Source organism: Lysinibacillus pakistanensis, from assembly GCF_030123245.1.
GTDB classification, from domain to species: domain Bacteria; phylum Bacillota; class Bacilli; order Bacillales_A; family Planococcaceae; genus Lysinibacillus; species Lysinibacillus pakistanensis.
The window spans coordinates 4,179,583-4,199,872 of sequence record NZ_CP126101.1 but is presented as its reverse complement, the minus strand read 5'-3'; the positions used below and the strand labels follow the sequence as shown (position 1 = coordinate 4,199,872).

The following is a 20,290-nucleotide window of genomic DNA, read 5'->3' as shown; positions in this document are numbered from 1 at the left end:
AAAAAATGGAAGAATGGTCAAAAGAGCAGTGGATCGCGGCTGTCCAGTCGGGGAAAAAAGCTGCCTTTTATTTATATACACCTATGTGTGGTACATGTGCAGTTGCATCAAAAATGATGATGATCGTTGAGCAATTACTGCCAAAGCTTCAAATCGGCAAAGCAAATTTAAATTTTGTTGAAGAAATTGCCTTAGATTACGAAATCGAAAGTGTACCATGTTTACTCGTCTGTGATGGCGGAAAAGTGACAGAAAAAGTCTATGCTTTTCAATCCGTACCGTTTTTATACGAATTGTTAAAAAAATCAATTGACTGAAGTTTGCTAGCATGGTAAAGTAACAAATATATTACTAAAACATTGAATATATCGAACTCTTATGAAGAGTGGCGGAGGGAAGTGCCCTATGAAGCCCGGCAACCATCACAAAGTGAAAAGGTGCCAAATCACCCAAAGATTTATCTTTGAAAGATGAGAGAACGGTTGAGCGTATAAATACGTGACCCCTTCTACTTGTCTGTGAGTGAAGGGGTTTTCTATATGAGAAAAGGAGTATTCGCTATGATCCAGCTTCAAAATATTACGAAGAATTACAAAACCGCAAATGGCGAATTAACAGCAGTCAAAGACGTAAACCTTTCCATAAATAAAGGTGAAATATTTGGCATTATCGGCTATAGTGGTGCTGGTAAAAGTACAATGATTCGTTTATTGAACGGTTTAGAAAAGCCAACATCTGGTACGGTGATGGTTAACAATCAAGAGTTTTCATCTATTAAGGGGCAAAAGCTTAGAGATGCAAGACAAAAGGTAAGTATGATTTTCCAGCACTTTAATCTACTATGGTCTAGAACCGTTGCTGAAAATATCGCTTTTCCACTAGAAATCGCAGGTGTTTCAAAGGCTCAGCGTGATGCACGTGTGAAGGAATTGATTACTCTTGTTGGTTTAGATGGACGTGATCAGGCGTATCCATCACAGCTATCAGGCGGTCAAAAGCAGCGTGTCGGCATTGCTCGAGCACTTGCTAATAATCCAGAGGTTTTATTATGTGATGAGGCAACCTCAGCACTTGACCCAGAGACTACCGATGCAATCCTGGATTTACTTGTAGATATTAACGAGCGATTAGGATTAACTATTGTGTTAATCACACATGAAATGCACGTTATCCGTAAAATCTGCCATCGTGTAGCAGTAATGGAGGCTGGCGAAATAGTAGAACGTGGTGAGGTATTACAAGTATTCCAGGCACCTCAAGCTGCTATTACGAAAAAATTTGTGTCACAAATTACAGATACGAAGGAAACGCAGGAGACGGTTGCACAAATAAAAGCAAATTATCCAACTGGACAACTTGTTAAGCTAATTTTTGTAGGAGAAAAAACAGAGCAGCCCGTAATTTCACACCTCGTCAAGCACTTTGATGTAGAAGTTAGTATTGTGCACGGTAATATCTCTCAAACAAAAAATGGTGCTTACGGTACACTTATTGTGCAAATAGATGGAACCGAGTCAAATGTGGCTGATGCATTAGGTTACTTAAATACAGTTGAAGTACAAACGGAGGTGATTGCAAATGCTAACTAATCTCTTTCCGAATGTCGACTGGGAGCGAATGTGGGCAGCTACCTATGAAACACTGTATATGACAGCTATTTCAACCGTAGTAACATTCATCCTTGGCTTATTAATTGGAATCGTATTGTTTTTAACAAGCCCCCATCAACTATGGGCTAATAAAATTGTGAATTTCTTAACAGGTTCACTCGTAAATATTTTCCGTTCGATTCCATTTATCGTGTTAATTATTTTATTAATTCCATTTACAAAATTCTTGCTTGGCACAATCCGTGGAGCCAATGCTGCATTACCAGCACTAATTATTGGTGCTGCCCCATTCTATGCACGTATGGTATTGATTGCATTACGTGAAATTGATAGAGGGGTAATCGAGGCAGCTCGTTCAATGGGTGCTAAAACATCTACTATTATATGGAAAGTGTTAATTCCAGAATCATTACCTGCGCTTATTTCAGGTATTACTGTAACAGCTGTAGCGCTTGTTGGTTATACAGCAATGGCTGGAATTATTGGTGCAGGCGGGTTAGGAAACTTAGCCTTCTTGGATGGCTTCCAGCGTAATCGCTCAGATGTGACATTAATGGCAACTATTCTAATCTTAGTAGTCGTATTTATTATTCAATGGATAGGCGATATGATTACAGCTAAAACAGATAAACGTTAAAGGTTATTTCGGTTCTCTGCCGTTAACATACTTTGAACAAAATAAAAGGGAGTGTAATAAAATGAAGAAGCTATTGACAGGATTACTCTTATCAGTATTAGTGCTAGCTTTAGCGGCTTGCGGTGCTGGTAAAAAAGACGATGCAAGCTCAGGTGCATCAACAGATGATAAAACAGATAGTAAAGAAAATGTGACATTAACTGTAGGTGCCTCTAATACACCGCATGCAGTAATTTTAGAAAAAGCAAAACCGATTTTAGCTAAAGAAGGTATTGATCTTCAAATTGAAACGTATACAGATTATGTATTACCAAACCAAGATTTAGCATCAGAAGACCTTGACGCTAACTATTTTCAGCATATTCCTTACTTAGAGCTTCAAATTAAAGATAATGGCTATGATTTCGTCAATGCTGGTGGCGTTCACATTGAGCCAATCGGCATTTACTCTAAAAAATATAAATCACTTGACGAGCTACCAAAGGGCGCAACAATTTTACTTTCTAGCTCAGTTGCAGACCACGGTCGTATGCTTTCATTACTAGAAGCAAAAGGCCTAATTAAACTTAAAGATGGTATCGATAAAACAGCAGCAGAAATCAAAGATATCGCAGAAAACCCTAAAAACTTTAAATTCGATGCTAATACAGCACCTGAAATGCTCGTACAAATGTACGAAAATAATGAAGGTGATGCAGTGCTAATTAACTCTAACTTTGCAATCGATAACGGCTTAAACCCAGTGAATGATTCAATTGCTCTTGAAGATAAAGAGTCTCCATATGTGAATATTATTGCTGTTCGTGCTGGGGATGAAACAAAGAAAGAAATTAAAAAATTATTAGAAGTCCTAAATTCGAAAGAAATCCAAGACTTCATTCTTGAAGAATGGAAAGGTTCAGTTGTACCAGTTCAATAATTTATTGTAATAAAATAAACTGTTAAATAGTACAAACTAAGGTTTGTACTATTTTTTTGTAAAAATTGAGTTAGGTTAAACAGGTATTTAAGAAAAAAACCCTACTTTATGAAGAAAAATTATAAAATGAAATATATCCCTATTTATAAAAATTTTCGATATGGTATAACTAGTTTGTAGAAAGGAGTTGTGTAAAATTATTAATAGTCGAGGTTTTAAGTTAGTGATCATATGCATTTTATTTATGTCACTTAATAGTACAATTATAAAGGCGGATAATATTACAGAAGATGAACGTTCTACATGGATTTGGAATCCGTGGATACTTGTAGATAACGAAATTAATACCTTGGAGTTTTTAGAAACTAAACATATAAACAAGGTTTATTTACAAATTGATTATGAAATATCTAAAAAAGTTTATCAAAGCTTTATTGAAAAGGCTACAGCTAAAGACATCCAGATATACGCACTAGCTGGAGAAAGCTATTGGATTACCGAGAATGGAATTGAGTATCAAAATCAACTTATGGATTGGTTAGAGCACTATCAACATGAAGCAACAGATGTACAACGTTTTTTAGGGATACATTTAGATATTGAGCCCTATGATACAACTCTTTGGACTACAAAACAAACAACTGCGATTCAGACCTATCAACAATTAGTTGTGCAAGCAAAAAAGAAAGCACAGTCATTCAATTTACCACTACAATTAGATATACCCTTTTGGTATGATGAGATTTCATACGACACTAAATATGGTAATGGTATTTTATCTGAATGGTTAATTGACCATTCGGATGGTGTGACGATAATGGCTTATCGAGATAATTCACAGGAAATTATAAAAATCGCGAAAAATGAAATCGAATATGCCAAACAAATGAATAAAAAAGTTGTTGTAGGTGTTGAGACTTTGGAATCAAAAGAGGGAGACTCTGTTAGCTTCTCAGAAGAAGGAGAAGCATATATGAATCGGCAGTTGAGCAAAGTTCAAAAATATTTTTCTGAAAAAACGAGCTTTAAAGGTATTGCAATCCACCATCTGGAAAGTTGGATGGAGATGCGACCATAGGCGAGAAGCCATTCAAATAACTTAGAAAACCTGTAAGTAGCAAAAAGGGCATTTTCCCATTTTCCCCCATTGTCATCATAAAGTAAAGAATCTGCAAATTTTCTCCGTTTTATATGGGAAAACAGCAGATTTTTTCTATTTGTATTCCTGCCTTGAATCTTCATCTTGTTTAGAATTTGTTCAGTTCATATTGTTATATTCTTATAAAAGGATTTGAATATGATATACTGTGAAACATTAATGAAGTTTCTAACAACATTGTGTAAAAAAATTCCTACATTTATCTTATTTCTCGAAAATGTATGTTAAAATAGAAAAATAATCCAATATGAAGTGGGATAGTTATCCATTTTTATCTTCTTTTGGTAGATGTTTTTTTCTTTGAAAGTATAACATCAGCCGTAAAATAACTCGTACCTCTTAAACCACGAAGTTTCTATTAATAGTTACACTCATGCACGATAAACGCCCAAATAAGTATGTACATTTTGATTACCTATGTGTATTACAACTTTACATGGAGTAGCAAGTAAGATAATCTAGTACAGTTGATTTAGCTGGATTTTGATTGCCTAAACATTCATGTGCTTGTATAGAGAAGTAGTTAATAAGCAAAAGTGCACATATTTAACAACATATTAATAGGTAATATAATGAAAAATTACTGAATAACAGCTATTTCCTACGATAATTCCACAGTGCAAACAAATATCATATTGAAAAATATTAGAGGAGCATAGGATGGACACTTTAATTAAAACGACGCAAAAAGTGGATATATTGGAAGAAAGTGATATTCCCCCATTTTTTGATGTGTTAAAGGCAAATATTATTCGTTCACATATGGAATTAACAGTTATTTTTTTAAAAGCAACTGTATCGAATTCCCAGAAAAATAGTATGATTGAAGATTTAGAAGAACAAATTGCTCATTTTCTTGTATCCGAAGTTCGAAATACCGATATGCTTTTTAGGTTAGAGGGAAGTTTACGGTGGGGAATTTTGTTAACACAAAATGGTGAGGAGGAGGGAAATGCGTTTTTAAATCGAATTTTTCAACTCGTAAAAAGTAAGGATTCCCCTTTTAAAATCGATTTAGCTTTTACATTGCAGGGAATCATTGCAGAGGTTAAAAATGATCAAGTAATGTTTGAGGATCTAATTGGTAAACAGTTTGATGTTTTTAGTCAACTAACAGAACCTTGGGAAATTGAAAAAGTAACGAGTTTTAAGACGCAGCCAATGGAAAGAGTGAAAGTTAGTATTTTAGAGGAAAATGTTATTTTTGGCGAAGTATTAGAATTAACAGTTCAAAAAATGGTAGTGGATCATTTTCAATTAGAAACAAAAGTTTTTTCAGATGGACATGAATTTTTACAGTCGGATTGGTATTTATCTGGACATACGCATATTGTCATTATGAATGATATTTTGCCTCGTAAAAATGGTCTCAATGTCTTGCATACATTAAGGCAAATGGCTAATCAAAAGAAATTTATTATTTATATGATGACTAATAGGAAGTCTCAGGGAGATATGATCTATGCATACGAAAGTGGCGTTGATGAGTATTTAATTAAGCCATTTGATTTAAATCTATTTCAAGCACAATTAAAACGAACATTTGCGAGGTTATGATTATGATTGAATTATCGATTCAATTATTATTATATATTATTGCTATTCTCTTATTATTTTGTGGTGTAGTAATGATTTATTTAATCTATCAGAGAAGGTACGAAGAAAGAAAGAAGCATGAGATGGAAAAGTATATACAAAATACAAAAATACTTTGGCAGGAATACTTTCTAGAGGACGACCGATTTACTGTTACGCTAATTCCTAAAAATAAAAATCAAATATTAGCGGTAGAACACATATTTTTATCGTATTTAAGAAATATATCCAATCCGATTATTCAACAAAAGATCTATACTTTTGCACAGATGTATTTAAAGGAATATTACCAAAATGAATTAAAATCCAGAAACTGGAGTAAGAAAATGAATGCAATGTATCGCATTGCTGATTTCCGTATAAAAGAGCTTATCAGTACTTGTGAAGTATCCATTAAACGCAAACATTCAATAGAAGTATTTCAGCTATTTAAAATCTATTCTATTCTTGAAAAAGAAAAATTTATTCAAGAAATATGGCTATATAATTATTCTTTTTCACAAAGTGAGTATAAAAAGTTATTCTCATATTTAGAAGTAGAGATGCTCCAACGACTTATGGAAAAGATGGAAAGATTACAACAAGCAGCACAATATGCTTTGATTGATACAATTGCAGCAAAAGGTAGTATGGATGTTATCGAGGGACTTGAAGAATTATTAGCAAGTGAGGATACTGAAATTCGTATTCGTACTCTTCGAGGATTAGAAAGAATTGGGATTATCCGAGATTTAGAGACGTATATTCCATTTGTCAATTCGTCAATATGGGAAGAAAGATTAATGGTCGCAAAATTATTTAAGTATGCACCATTAACATATACTACCGAGCATTTAGAAAAATTGTTACAGGATAGTAATTGGTGGGTACGATCGCAAGCAGCAAGCACAATAATAGAAGATCCACGAGGTTATCAGAGATTAAAAGAATTCATTGCCACAACAAATGACCAATATGCAATTGATATGGCTATTGAAGTATTAGGAAAAAGGATGCGTGCAGTATGATTTTACGTGACTATTTAATGTGGTTTTTTGGTGGGTTAATCATAATTTATATGCTACTAGTTATAGTAACATATGGACTTATGTTCTTCTTTGCTCTTTTAAAGTTAAGAAAGGAACATAGACTTGATCAAACTGAAATGGATGATATGTATATTGATGCGTTCTATTCTAAACCAGTATCTGTCATTATACCTGCTTATAATGAAGAAGTAGGTATTGTCGATAGTATCCATTCTCTACTTAGCTTACACTATCCAGAATTTGAAATAATCATTGTCAATGATGGTTCTACTGATCGCACGCAAGAAATAGTTATTGAGCAATTTCAAATGAAAAAAATTGAAAAAGTTATAAAAATGGAAATCCAAGCAAGTCCGATTGTTCAAATCTATCAATCGCAAATTCACCAAAATTGTTTTTTAGTTGAGAAAGAGAATGGTGGAAAAGCAGATGCTTTGAATGTCGGTATTAATGTTGCAAGATATCCTTATTTTTGCTCTGTTGATGGGGATTCCATTCTAGAGAGTACATCTTTATTACGTTTAATGAAACCAATTGCCTCATCTGATGGTGAGGTAATTGCAGCAGGAGGCAATGTCCAAATTGCCAATGGAATGAATATGCAACTTGGCTCGATATTAGAAACAAACCTATCTAAAAATTATTTAGTGACTATGCAAATTATTGAATACTTTAGAGCTTTTTTAATAGGGCGAATTACGCTAAGTAAATTTAACTTGGTTTTAATTATCTCAGGTGCATTTAGTGTATTTTCGAAAAAATGGGTAGTAGAAGCGGGTGGCTATACTAAAAGTATGATTGGTGAAGATATGGAACTCGTAGTAAAACTTCATCGATATATCCGTAAAAAGAAGGAAAATAAACGTATTGAATTTGTAGAGAACCCTGTTTGTTGGACAGAGGCACCAGAAACGATGGCCGTTTTAAGGCGACAAAGAAGAAGATGGCATCAAGGATTATTAGAGAGTTTATGGAATCATAAATCAATGACTTTTAATCCGAGATATGGCGGTATTGGGTTATTATCCTTCCCTTATTTTTGGCTTATTGAAGGATTAGGACCGATTGTCGAACTTGGTGGATATATTTATATTGTTTTTGCTTTTTTCTTAGGTGATATCTATTATGAGATAGCCATTTTGCTACTTTTATCATTTGTACTTTATGGTGTTGTATTTTCAATGATGGCAGTGCTATTTGAAGCATGGAGCAAAAATAAAACGTTCAAGGTTGCTGACTTAATACGTATGATGTTACTAAGTTTTACAGAAATTTTTTGGTATCGTCCCATTACACTATTTTGGCGCTGTGAAGGTCTTTTGAACTTCTTAGTAAGAAGACGAGAGTGGGGCAAAATGGAACGTAAAGGTATTTCAAGCAAGGAGCAAGAATCGATATGAAGCGAATTTATTTGGGAATTATAGTAGTGCTATTGCTTATAATGATACCAATAGCTCTTTGGTTTGTGTCACCTAATAAACAACTAAATGTTGCAATCATTGATAAAACAGTGAAGGATGAATCATATCGAGAGCATTTAGGGTTGACTTGGCTATTAAATTTTTTGAAGTACGAACATAGAGATGGTCAATATGATGAGTCCAAGGATTATTTTGGCACAATTCCAGATGAAAAAAATAACAGTGTGTCTACTTCTGAAATACCAAAGGATTACAAAGATTATGATGCAATCTATTTGGCGGACACGTATGGTGTCTATGAAGATGATCTTAACTCGAAGCAAGAAAGATTGGGGGCACGCACAAAGAAAATTGTTGGTGGATTAGAATCGCAAGAATGGGATGCGATTATGAAACGTTTAACTAGTGCAGAAAAAAGTTTATTTATAGCAGAATTTAACTCTATTGCATCACCAACATCTCCTGAAGTGCGAAATCAAGTGCTAGATTATTTGAAAATAGACTGGTCTGGTTGGATTGGCCGCTATTTTGAAGAATTAGACTATAAAAAAAATAATGAAATTCCACAATGGGTTGTTGATAAATTTAAGGATGACTGGAAATATGAAGGTGGGGGCTTCATATTAGTGAATGACTTTACAGATGAGGTATTTGTTTTAGAATTAAATAAACATATTGATAAAGAAGGTATTTATCTTAATTTCACTAAAGCAGGACAAGAGTTCTTGCATGTTTCATCAAACCCACGATATGATTACTGGTTTGATATTGTTACCTCGAAAAATGAGCAAGATGTTTTAGCGAATTATGAGTGGAGCTTAACTGACGAAGGTAAAAAATTATTAAGTGATCATGATGTCCCTTTTTCATTCGCAGCAGTTGTTTCGGGTGAACAAAAAAATGCTACAAAATATTACTTTGCAGGCGATTTTAATGATATTAATAAAGTGCCATTCTTCTATAAAATAAAAGGGCTAGCATCAGTCTATAAAGTTTTACAAAATTTCGCAGATGATGCTTTTTATTGGTCAGCATATGTACCGATGATGAAGTCTATTTTAGAAGAATTTGAGAAAAAAGAAGAAGTTAAGCAGCAATCTGATGTTTCAGCAAAAAATAATTTAGGTTATAATGCGCGTATTAATGATCAAACATTTCAAATTTTAAAAGATGGGCAGTGGGAATCTATCACCCTCAAAGGCGTTAATATGGGAATGGGAAAACCAGGTTATTTCCCTGGGGAGGCCGCCATAACGGAGGATGAATATTATCGTTGGTTCCAGCAGATTGGTAAAATGAATGCCAATACAATCCGAGTCTATACGTTACATCCACCTGGTTTTTATAGAGCCTTAAAAAGATATAATGATGAAGCAGAAAATCCTTTATATGTATTACATGGAGTGTGGATTGAAGAGGAGGGTTTAGAGGAAACTTTAGATGCTTATGATCCTACAACGCTTAAGAAATTTCAAGAAGAAATGAAAACCCTTGTAGATGTTATTCACGGTAATAAATATGTAGAGCATGTAGTAGGGCATGCATCTGGTTATTATGATACAGATGTTTCACAGTATATAATCGGTTGGATTATTGGTATAGAATGGTACCCTCATATGGTGAACGGAACAAATGAAAAGCATGCTACTATTGGGCAGTATGATGGTGTTTATTTCGAAACAAAAGATGCTTCTCCATTTGAATATTGGATTGCAGAGCAAATGGATTATATTACACAATATGAACAAAAAAATTATGGCTGGATGCATCCTATGAGCTTCACAAACTGGGTTACAACAGATTTATTAGATCATCCATCTGAGCCGAATACGGATGAAGATATTGCAAGTGTTAATCCGAATGTCATTTATACAAAAGGGTTAGCGAAACAAACAGGTCAATTTGCATCGTACCATGTGTATCCATACTATCCAGATTTCTTTAACTATGATCAAAAATACTTGTCGTATGTAGATCATCGTGGAGAAAAAAATAGTTATGCAGGTTATTTAGCGGAATTACATGCTGCACATCGTATGCCAATACTAATCGCTGAGTTTGGAATCCCTGGTTCACGTGGTTTAACTCATGATAACCCGTATGGCTGGACTCAAGGATTTGTATCAGAACAGGAACAAGGTGAAATATTAACTCATCTGTTTGAGGATATTATGGCAGAGGATTTACTTGGCGGATTAGTATTTACTTGGCAAGATGAGTGGTTTAAACGTACTTGGAATACGATGGACTATGATAATGCGAACCAACGCCCTTATTGGTCTAATGCACAAACAAATGAACAACAATTTGGTTTATTAAGCTTTGATCAGCATAAGGTACAGGTTGACGGAGATCTATCAGAATGGAAAGCTCCTCTCTTATATGAACAACAAAAAAACAAGCCTTCAATGAGCGTTGATTATGATGAAAGATACTTGTACCTCCAATTAAAAGGAGATTTACTCAATAAAACATCCTCTACTCAAATTCTATTAGATGTGATTCCGAATCAAGGAAAAACAGCAAAATCAGATTTGAAAGGAGTAACGTTCAGTAATGGTATTGAGTTTGTTGTTGAGCTTAATAAGAAGAAGGAGTCACGTATTGTCATTGACCCTTATTATGATTTCTATTCTTATTTATATGGGCATGAATTAAAGCTTATCGACATCCTCTCTCCAAACGTTATGAAAGAAAACACTACGTTCAGTCCGATATACTATGCTTTAAATAAGGAGCTCTACTTGCCAGAACAGGATATAGCAGTACCTTTTGCAGCTTATGAAACAGGCAAATTAATAGAGGGGAATGGTAATCCGAAGGCAAAAAATTATAATTCCCTTGTTGATTATAATTGGAGCGACAAAGGAATTATAGAATTACGTATCCCTTGGTTACTTCTTCAAGCAAAGGATCCTAGTCATAAAGAGTTTATAGGCGATTTTTATAAAGAAAACGGAGAAGTATCAGTTTTTGTAGATAAAATAAATATAGGTGCATTGTTTGTTAATGAAAAGCAGGAGGTTGTGTCTTCGTTGCCAGAGATTGAAAAAGGTGTACTTAATCAATTGCATAGTTTTACATGGGATAATTGGAAGATGCCTAAAACAAAAGAACGATTAAAAAAATCCTATGAAATTATGCAAGAAACATTTAAGAAATTTGAATAGTGATTTAAAGGAGAGATAAAGATTGATTCAGTGGAGAAAGCTTCTCATTATAGCCATACCATTTGTGCTTTTATGTATGAATAGCATGACTATAACGAAAGCAGAATCTTTCATAGAGCACAAAGAAATTACAGATTTGAATAAGGAATGGACGATTACATTTAATCATCCTGTTAATAGAGCATCCATTACTGACTCTTCAATTACAATTAAAGATGAAGCAGGAAATCATTTTCCGATTACATTAGAGGTTAATGAAAATAAAGTGAAAGTGAAGCCTGAAAAATCATATGAAAACTATACGACATATACTTTAAATGTCCAAAATAATATAGAGAATGATAAATCAAAACTCTTAGAAAATAGTTTCAAGTTGATTTTTACTACTAATTTTGCAATTGAAGATATGGAAAAAATAACACCTTTAAATACTTCTAATTATCATGGGCAGGCACTTGTGACACTATCGTATGACGATGGCTATCGAAATTGGTATGATAAAGCATTACCGCTTCACTCAAAATATAATATGCCGGGAACTTTTAATATTATCGGTAATAAGGTGTACTCAGATGATGAAGTTTATATGAATCCATCTCAATTATGGGTTGCACATGATTTAGGTTTAGAAATTGCATCTCACACTCAAAATCATCCATTTCTAACAAGGAAATCTGAAGATGAGATTCATGATGAATTTGCCGAAAGCATCAATACAATAGAGTCTTTATTAGGAAAAGGTGTCGTTTCAACAGTTGCAATTCCCTATTCCGATTACAATAAAGAAATACGGGAAATTGCTATGCAATATTTCGACGGTATTCGTGTACTTGGAAGAGAAACTAATATAATGAATGATTATGATCCGTACTGGCTAAAGTCATATGCCATTATAAATACAACAGAATTTTTGGATGTGAAAAAGTGGATTGACAAAGCAGTTGCTGAGAACTCTTGGGTTATCATTATGTTGCACGGTATTACAGAAGATCGATTAGAAGAGTATGAAACAACACCTGAAATTTTAGAACAAATTATGAAATATATTAATGATTTAGGTAAAGATTCTATTTTACCAGTGAATACAAAGGAAGGGTTACAGCTTACAAAACATTAGTTAAATAAAAATAGAAAGTTGAATCAAAAAATAGAAGTTAATATGTTGGTCATTCAAACCTAGCAAATAATTTAAACGAAACGAGTAAAGTTTGAAGCAACAAATTATCTAGCAATATTAGTGAAATGAATAAATGAACCTTAAAGCAGGCACAGTATACTCTTGTCTACTGTAAGCTGAAATAATAAAATAGCACACCCGTGTGGTACGCACCATCCAATGGCCATCTATCATAATGCTTTTTTAGATAGATGGCTATTTTGTATATATTGTCTGGAGTTTTTCGACCAAGGCAACAGTAACATTTGTATCTAAGAGGGATGATGGTAAATTACTTTGATTTTATGCCATTATTGAAACGAATCATTTCGCTTTTTCTTTAAAGTGAATAATGAATAATCTAGGATGAATTTTGAAATTCAATCGACATGTATATTCGAAGATGATGATAGAAAATTTTATGCTTACTAACCCACCTATTTTGGAAGGTCTAAGAAAAATATTTTAATTTGGCAAATCACCAAAAATTGAGAATGACAAAAGCGTATTATATTCATATCAATTAATTGACATGGAGCAAAATAAAAAATGTAGTGAAAAGTAACATGTTGTTTGTGGAAATCCCCTGAATTTTATTAACTATCTATGTATTAACATTCTTCAGTGTTGTATTAAAAAAATTTTTACTACACTTAAAAGAAATCCAAAATAGCCGAAAAATAATTATAGGTTGAAAATTCACTATGCACGGCTTTCTGAATTAATAATAATAAGAGATAAATCAGTATTGGATAAAATTAATGACATCGTAAATATGCCCCCAATAAAAAACTCCTAACAAAAACTCTAAATTTTTTTACAACAGATTTTGGATAACTTTAGTCAACTTGATAGCTGTATTGAAATTATCGAAAAGTGAATAGTTCTAAAGGATTATAAAATGGTGATTCTTTTATTTTTTATAAATAAATAGTTCCTTTTTCTTTTCTGATTTAAAATGTTTAGGAATTGTTTAGTTGCGTTTAGTACTATATACATGTTGTGAAATTGTTTATCTAAAAATTTAGAGTTGAGTGATCTATTTTAACTAAGGAATTTAGAGTGCGTGAAATGATGGTCTAATACTTAGCAATGAAGTGCAGAGTCATTCGTAACTTCATTTCTAGTTAGATAGAAAAATGTTAAAAATAGTCAAAAATAGATAAAGGAGTAATTTTTAATGGAGATCAAAACAGAATCACCAAAGTTAGCTTTATCAAAAAAAATTACAACGAAAAAGGCTATAATTGGCGTTATTGGACTGGGCTATGTAGGGCTACCACTAGCACTAGAAATCACTAATAAGGATTTTCGGGTAATAGGTTTTGATAAGGATTATAGAAAAATTGACAAATTAAAGGCTGGTCAAAGCTATATTGTGGATTTGCCAAGCTCAGTCATTCACAAGGCTGTGAGTGAGGATGGATTTGTCCCTACAAATGATTTTTCTAAACTTTCACATGCTGATGTCATTGTTATTTGCGTACCAACGCCAACAACCGCCGATGGAGCACCAAATATTTCATATATTGAAGAAGCCACTATAGCCATTCAACAAAATCTTTCTAGCAATACACTGATTATTCTTGAAAGCACGACCTATCCAGGTACTACAGAACAAATTGTTCAACCAATTCTAGAAAAAAGCAATTTTGTCATAGGGCAGGATATATTTTTAGCTTATTCACCTGAACGTGTCGATCCTGGAAATGTAAATTTTTCAGTTTCAAATACACCGAAAGTAGTAGGCGGTATAACAGAAGCGTGCTTGGAGGTTTCGAAGCTCTTTTATGAAACTGCGCTTAATACAAATGTATTTTCTGTCACAAGTCCGAAGATAGCTGAAATGGAGAAGTTATTAGAAAATACATTTCGTCAAATAAATATTGCACTTGTCAATGAATTAAGTCGAATTTGCCATAAAATGGATATTGATGTTTGGGAGGTCATTGAAGCAGCTTCGACAAAGCCTTATGGATTTATGCCCTTTACACCTGGTCCTGGTGTCGGTGGTCATTGTATACCGGTGGACCCTAAATATTTATCGTGGGCTAGCCAACAGCATGGCATTCCGGCAACTTTAATTGAGGCTGCTGATAAAATTAATGATTCAATGCCTAGTTTTGTAGTTGATAGATTGAATAATTATTTAGTAGCTCAGAACAAAAAGCTAAATGAAGCAGAGATTGTCGTAATCGGTGTTGCCTATAAGCCAAATATTAACGATTTTCGGGAATCACCCGCATTACAGGTGATTGGTGAGCTAAAGAGAGCGCAGTGTAAGTTGAAGATAGTTGATCCGTTTATTGAATCATTTACGATAAAAGAGGAAGTTTTTAATACGGTGCTGTTAACTGAGACTTTAATCCAAAAAGCAGATGCAATATTAATTTTAACAAATCATAAAAATATTGATTATACCTTAATAGATCAACAGGCTGCTTTAATTTTCGACACAAGAAATACCCATTTTTTATTTAAAAATCAAGAATATTACAAACTGTAAGGGGAATTTTGTAGACATGAGACAACTAAAAATATGTAGTCTACTATTCATTTTATTGTTAACTGGATGTCAAACTTCTAATGAAGATCATCAGGTCAAACCTGTCGACTCCACGATTGAGATTAAAGAGCATGATGGGACAATGAGCACAGTTTATAGTCATGCCAGCATACTTGACCAAAAGGTTGCAATTACCTTTAACGGGCTTGCAGATATTGAGACAATGCAAAAGCTTTTAAAGGCTTTAGATCAGTCCAATATGAAGGCAACTTTTTTTGTGGAAGGTATGCGAATAGCACAGGATCCTGATTTAGTAAAAGATATCTTAGCAAGAGGACATGAAGTAGAGAATGGAACATTAACGTTTCCCGAAATGGCAGATTTAAGCTATGAGGAAACCTATAAGGAAATTTTCTTAGCAAATGAAGTATTTAAAGAACAATTAGGGTATTCACCAAAGTATGTTCGTAGTCGCTCTGGTGACTCAACGGATAATATGCGTTTAGCAACAAAAACACTAAATATGAAGGGTGTCGTTGAATCTTCTATTAATCCTAAAGATCGTAATATGCAAAGTGCAGAGGAGATAATGGATTATATTCATCGTTTTATTAATAGTGGATCGATTATTCATTTAAATACGTATATTAATCCAGCGGTTATTGATGTGATTCCTCTTTTGTCCCAATACGGAAAGGAAAAAGGATATGTCTTTACCACATTAACGGAAGTGTTAGATGAACAATATATTGCCAAACCTTTAGAAGAAATTGAGGGCTATGATGCTATTAAAATAAATCCAGATTATCAAAATGTTAAACCTACTATATTCTATCGCAAAAATACAACAAAAAAAGAAATTTCTTTATCCTTTGATGATTGGGCAAGTGAGGAAAGAATTAAAGAGATTTTAGATATTCTTGATAAGTACAATGTAAAATCAACCTTCTTTTTAATAGGAAAGGGTGTGGAGAAGGATCCTCAATTGGCACGATTAATAGTAAATAGAGGTCATGAGGTTGCAAGCCACTCCTACAATCACCTCGATGTTACGACCATGACTCCTGAAGAATTACAGGAGGATGTGGTAATGGCGCATAAGGCATTAACATATGCGTTACAGGAAAAGCCTTTACTATATTTTAGACCAAATAAAGGTGTTATTAATGAAGAATCTGCAAAAATTATTGCTGCTACAGGTGTTACTTCTATTGCCATGTATGATATTGCTTCTTTTGACTGGAATTTAGAGTTATCAGCTCAGGATATTTACAATCGTGTTATAAGCAGAGCTGCTCCAGGAAAGGTAATTGTTATGCATATTTTAGATGGGACAAAAACAGTAGAAGTATTACCATCAATAATTGAAAAGCTTCAAAAAGAAGGGTATAGCTTTTCAAAGATGTCTACTTGGATTGAAGAAGATTCGAATAAGAAAGTGAATTGATAATCATGAATAAGAAAAAAGAGGTCTTAACGATACCGCGTTCTGATCGGCGAATACTATCAAATATTCCTGACCCAGAAAATATACGAAGTCTTGTTAATCGACGAGGTGCTTCCTATCAAACTGAGGAAATCGACCCTACAGATGTCAATGAAATATATCGGTTACAGCTTCTAAGTCTCCGTTACGAAACTAATTTCGAAGTACAAATTAAAAGAGCAAGAAAAAAAGTAATGAATGAAAAGCATTTTGCAGAGGATATTTCTGTTACAGGTATTCTCATTTATTCAGTAAGTCCGAACAACTTATTAATGGATGAAATTATTAAAATGAATTTCACTATTCCTGGTGGAGCAATGCCAGAGGGCTATGAATCTAAAGTAAATCTGAAAGCAAAAGTAGTACGCTCCTATATGAAAGAGGTAGATGGTGAAGTAAGGTACTATTATGCCTGTGAATTTTTGGAGCCATTAAACGATTATATGACAAAAAAGCGCTGGGGACTTTCAATATTTGTAGCAAGTCTATTTCTATTGATAGTTTCGCTTATCGTCATGCTGATGCGGGCAGAGAGTGTCATTTACTTTAGATTTAATAAGTTTCTATATTTATATAGTATTATTGCGGCAACATTTCTACTAAGCAGATATATATTTGGAATTTTCTATAGAAATGTTCCGATAAATCCTAATTACGAACCGGGTGTTTCAATTATAATTCCCGTTTTTAATGAAGAGGAGTGGATTCACCGCACCATTTTAAGCTGTATAAATCAGTATTATCCTGTAGATAAGCTGGAAGTTATTGTTGTAGATGACTACTCAACTGATAGGACTGAGGAAAAGGCCAAGGAAATGATTGAGCTGATTCATAGTGAGGGTGGACGCTTTAAAACAGAGGATCGCTTAAGCTTCCATAAGCTACCTCAAAATGGTGGGAAAAGGGAGGCATTAGTGGCTGGTGTACATCTTGCCAAGCATGATTTAGTCGTTTTCGTGGACTCAGATAGCTTTTTAGAACCTCATGCCATTAGAAATTTAGTGCAGCCTTTCCAGGATCCACAAATGGGTGGTGTAGCTGGGCGTACAGAGGTTGAAAATAAATTCACCAATGCATTAACGAAATTACAGACAGTTCGTTATTATATTGCCTTCCGTATAATGAAGGCTGCTGAATCTTGGTTTGATACGGTAACATGCTTATCTGGACCGTTAGCATGTTACCGAAAAGAGCTTATTTTGAAGAACGAGACTGCGTGGCTAAATCAAAAATTTCTTGGGCAGCCTGCAACCTTTGGTGATGACCGAAGTATGACGAACTATATATTAAAAACACATCGCACGGGCTATCAGGATAATGCCGTATGCTCTACGATTGTTCCATCAGAGTCAAAGGTTTTTTTATCGCAGCAAATGAGGTGGAAACGGTCATGGCTACGTGAATCACTACGAGCATTTTTATTTATGTGGAAAAAGGAACCCTTTATGTTTCTGTTTTTTGTTATCGGTTTAATTGTGCCGATAGCAGCTCCTATTGTAGTTGTCTACAATTTAATGTATGTGCCAATAATGCATGGTATTTTCCCAACCACATTTTTAATGGGTCTACTATTAATGGCCATGCTGATGAGTTTGGCCCATCTTTTCTTTAGACGGAGTAAATTGTGGGCATTTGGCTTTATCTTTGTCCTTTTCTATGAATTTATTTTACTATGGCAAATGCCAGTTGCATGGGTTACTTTTTGGAAATCTACATGGGGTACAAGAGAAACACCCCAGGATGTCATAGCGAAGGAAAAGAAATTGGAAAAGCAAAAATTACGAAAATCCCGATTTTCGATTCTAAAAAATAGAAAAATGGGTGAGAAGGAATGAGTAAAAAGAATGTTGTGTTAAATCCAGCTAAAAAGAATCGAAGGAAAATCATCCGCTCGATAGCACAATTAATCGTTGTTCTATTTTTAGCAGCTGTTTTAATACGTGTCGTATTTTTAACAGAAAAAAGGGTAGAGGAAAAGGTTCCATTAGAAAATAAAGATGGATTTATCGCCTTATCGTATTTTGGTGTGAGCAGAGGTGACTCTCCTAAATATGTTTCGAAGAAAAATTTAAAAGAACAATTAGCATTGCTCGAAAGACAGGGCTATAAAACAATTACTCAGCAGGATGTTCTAGATTTTTATGAAAAAAATAAACCACTTCCAGAAAAATCGTTATATTTATCATTCGAAGATGGTCGTACGGATTCCAGTATCTTTGCTCAAAATATCATGGAAAATCTAAATTATAAAGCGACGATGTTTACGTATGCGAATAAAATGGATACGCGTGATAATAAATTTTTGAAGCCAAAAGACTTGTTATTAATGGAAAAAAGCGGGTATTGGGAATTGGGATCTAATGGCTATAGATTGACATATATTAATATTTATAATGATAAAGGACAGTCATTAGGAATGATTGATGAAAATGATGTGCCGAATAAAACAACGATTGAATATTATAATCACTATTTAATGGATTTTATTCGTAATCCATACATGATCCCAAGTGAAACACGTAAGGAAATGGAAGCACGAATTAAAAATGATTATAAATCGATGCATGATATTTATAAAGAGGAGTTAGGAGAAGTTCCTAGAGCCTATGCCATTATGCACGCAAATTCACTCTATAATAATATGGAGCCGTTAGTACAAAGCGTGAATGATAAGCAAATTAAGGAAACTTTTAGTATGCATTTCAATCGCGAGCAGGGAGCCTATAATAATGCTGATGCTGATCTTTACAATTTAAGTCGGCTGCAGGTATCTCCTTATTGGTCTACCAACCATGTGATGATGAAAATTCGTCAGGCAAGTAAGCAAAATGTAGAATTTGAAGTAGGCGATCAAGAGTTAGCCAAGAAATGGTCTATTGTAAATGGTGCTGTACAATTTAAAAACAATGAGATGACCATCACTTCACCCCCATCTAGTGAAGGTCGAGTACTATTAAAGAAAGCATTGCCAGAACAATATACTGTTAACTTTGCTTTTAAAGGAAATGTTGTTGGACAACAGTCTATCTATTTAAATTATGACGAAAAAAATAATAGCTATATTCGTGTAGCCCTTGTAGATAATGAAATTGTTGTTTCTGAAAAATCAGCAGGAGCTGGTGTTATTGAGAAGGAACGTTTCCCATTAAATAAAATAAAATGGAATGAAGAGGAGTATGCATTTAATAAAGCAACTGTCTACTCCTATCAGGATACGCAAAGGGGCTCTAGAATAGATGAGGAAGAATATCCAAGAAATCTTACAAAAAAAAGAGTATTTAATATTACAGTAAATAAAGATAAAATAAAAATAGATATTGATAAGGAATTGTCCAAAACAATTGAAGTAAATCCAGCAATCCAAGGCACTCAAATCGGATTTGGTGCGTTGTTCAGCAAGAAGGATACCACCCATGAACAATATGCGGACGATATATATGATACATTGATCGAAGATATATTAATTTCAGATAAGAATGATCAAACAATTTTTACTAACCAATATACGAATTTCGATAAAGTAAAGTATAAAACAGTGACAATATTTAATCATGTAGTTGACTTCTTTATTGAAACCTTCTAAAACGGGGGGAAATTAGATT

At 33.8% G+C, this 20,290-nt stretch carries 14 protein-coding genes and 1 riboswitch; all 14 genes read left to right on the top strand.

What is annotated here, in order from left to right:
* Positions 1-5 precede the first annotated feature (5 nt).
* Complete coding sequence (locus tag QNH24_RS21005; RefSeq protein WP_283869384.1) at positions 6-317, top strand: thioredoxin family protein; 312 nt, start codon at positions 6-8, stop codon at positions 315-317.
* A 56-nt stretch (positions 318-373) separates the two neighbouring features.
* Positions 374-477, top strand: a riboswitch (SAM riboswitch).
* An 83-nt stretch (positions 478-560) separates the two neighbouring features.
* Complete coding sequence (locus tag QNH24_RS21000) at positions 561-1,589, top strand: methionine ABC transporter ATP-binding protein (protein ID WP_283872903.1); 1,029 nt, start codon at positions 561-563, stop codon at positions 1,587-1,589.
* Positions 1,579-2,247, top strand: coding sequence for a methionine ABC transporter permease (locus QNH24_RS20995; RefSeq protein ID WP_054770486.1), 669 nt, complete (start codon positions 1,579-1,581; stop codon positions 2,245-2,247). Before QNH24_RS21000 ends, QNH24_RS20995 begins: the two co-directional genes overlap by 11 nt.
* Positions 2,248-2,308: 61 nt before the next feature.
* On the top strand, positions 2,309-3,166 hold the full coding sequence (locus tag QNH24_RS20990; RefSeq protein WP_283869383.1) for a MetQ/NlpA family ABC transporter substrate-binding protein: 858 nt from the start codon (positions 2,309-2,311) through the stop codon (positions 3,164-3,166).
* Positions 3,167-3,389: 223 nt separating this feature from the next.
* Entirely contained in the window at positions 3,390-4,244 is an 855-nt protein-coding gene (locus QNH24_RS20985; RefSeq protein WP_283869382.1) for an amidase, read from the top strand.
* 741 nt (positions 4,245-4,985) lie between these two features.
* Positions 4,986-5,882, top strand: a complete 897-nt coding sequence (locus QNH24_RS20980; RefSeq protein ID WP_283869381.1) for a response regulator — start codon at positions 4,986-4,988, stop codon at positions 5,880-5,882.
* Positions 5,883-5,884: 2 nt separating this feature from the next.
* On the top strand, positions 5,885-6,928 hold the full coding sequence (locus QNH24_RS20975; RefSeq protein WP_283869380.1) for a HEAT repeat domain-containing protein: 1,044 nt from the start codon (positions 5,885-5,887) through the stop codon (positions 6,926-6,928).
* On the top strand, positions 6,925-8,349 hold the full coding sequence (locus QNH24_RS20970) for a glycosyltransferase family 2 protein (RefSeq protein ID WP_283869379.1): 1,425 nt from the start codon (positions 6,925-6,927) through the stop codon (positions 8,347-8,349). The genes QNH24_RS20975 and QNH24_RS20970 overlap by 4 nt, the downstream gene beginning before the upstream one ends.
* On the top strand, positions 8,346-11,540 hold the full coding sequence (locus QNH24_RS20965) for a hypothetical protein (RefSeq protein ID WP_283869378.1): 3,195 nt from the start codon (positions 8,346-8,348) through the stop codon (positions 11,538-11,540). Before QNH24_RS20970 ends, QNH24_RS20965 begins: the two co-directional genes overlap by 4 nt.
* 22 nt (positions 11,541-11,562) lie before the next feature.
* Positions 11,563-12,657, top strand: coding sequence for a polysaccharide deacetylase family protein (locus QNH24_RS20960; RefSeq protein WP_283869377.1), 1,095 nt, complete (start codon positions 11,563-11,565; stop codon positions 12,655-12,657).
* Between the two features lie 1,219 nt (positions 12,658-13,876).
* A complete protein-coding gene (locus QNH24_RS20955) occupies positions 13,877-15,202 on the top strand; it encodes a nucleotide sugar dehydrogenase (RefSeq protein WP_283869376.1) in 1,326 nt (441 codons plus the stop codon).
* Between the two features lie 16 nt (positions 15,203-15,218).
* Positions 15,219-16,649, top strand: coding sequence for a polysaccharide deacetylase family protein (locus QNH24_RS20950; RefSeq protein WP_283869375.1), 1,431 nt, complete (start codon positions 15,219-15,221; stop codon positions 16,647-16,649).
* Between the two features lie 5 nt (positions 16,650-16,654).
* A complete protein-coding gene (locus tag QNH24_RS20945) occupies positions 16,655-18,523 on the top strand; it encodes a glycosyltransferase family 2 protein (protein ID WP_283869374.1) in 1,869 nt (622 codons plus the stop codon).
* Entirely contained in the window at positions 18,520-20,271 is a 1,752-nt protein-coding gene (locus QNH24_RS20940) for a polysaccharide deacetylase family protein (RefSeq protein WP_283869373.1), read from the top strand. Before QNH24_RS20945 ends, QNH24_RS20940 begins: the two co-directional genes overlap by 4 nt.
* The last annotated feature ends 19 nt before the right edge of the window (positions 20,272-20,290 follow it).

Coding starts and splice junctions, on each gene's coding strand:
- QNH24_RS21005 (WP_283869384.1), top strand. CDS start 6: ATGGAAGAATGGTCAAAAGAGCAGTGGATCGCGGCTGTCCAGTCGGGG.
- QNH24_RS21000 (WP_283872903.1), top strand. CDS start 561: ATGATCCAGCTTCAAAATATTACGAAGAATTACAAAACCGCAAATGGC.
- QNH24_RS20995 (WP_054770486.1), top strand. CDS start 1,579: ATGCTAACTAATCTCTTTCCGAATGTCGACTGGGAGCGAATGTGGGCA.
- QNH24_RS20990 (WP_283869383.1), top strand. CDS start 2,309: ATGAAGAAGCTATTGACAGGATTACTCTTATCAGTATTAGTGCTAGCT.
- QNH24_RS20980 (WP_283869381.1), top strand. CDS start 4,986: ATGGACACTTTAATTAAAACGACGCAAAAAGTGGATATATTGGAAGAA.
- QNH24_RS20975 (WP_283869380.1), top strand. CDS start 5,885: ATGATTGAATTATCGATTCAATTATTATTATATATTATTGCTATTCTC.
- QNH24_RS20970 (WP_283869379.1), top strand. CDS start 6,925: ATGATTTTACGTGACTATTTAATGTGGTTTTTTGGTGGGTTAATCATA.
- QNH24_RS20965 (WP_283869378.1), top strand. CDS start 8,346: ATGAAGCGAATTTATTTGGGAATTATAGTAGTGCTATTGCTTATAATG.
- QNH24_RS20955 (WP_283869376.1), top strand. CDS start 13,877: ATGGAGATCAAAACAGAATCACCAAAGTTAGCTTTATCAAAAAAAATT.
- QNH24_RS20950 (WP_283869375.1), top strand. CDS start 15,219: ATGAGACAACTAAAAATATGTAGTCTACTATTCATTTTATTGTTAACT.
- QNH24_RS20945 (WP_283869374.1), top strand. CDS start 16,655: ATGAATAAGAAAAAAGAGGTCTTAACGATACCGCGTTCTGATCGGCGA.
- QNH24_RS20940 (WP_283869373.1), top strand. CDS start 18,520: ATGAGTAAAAAGAATGTTGTGTTAAATCCAGCTAAAAAGAATCGAAGG.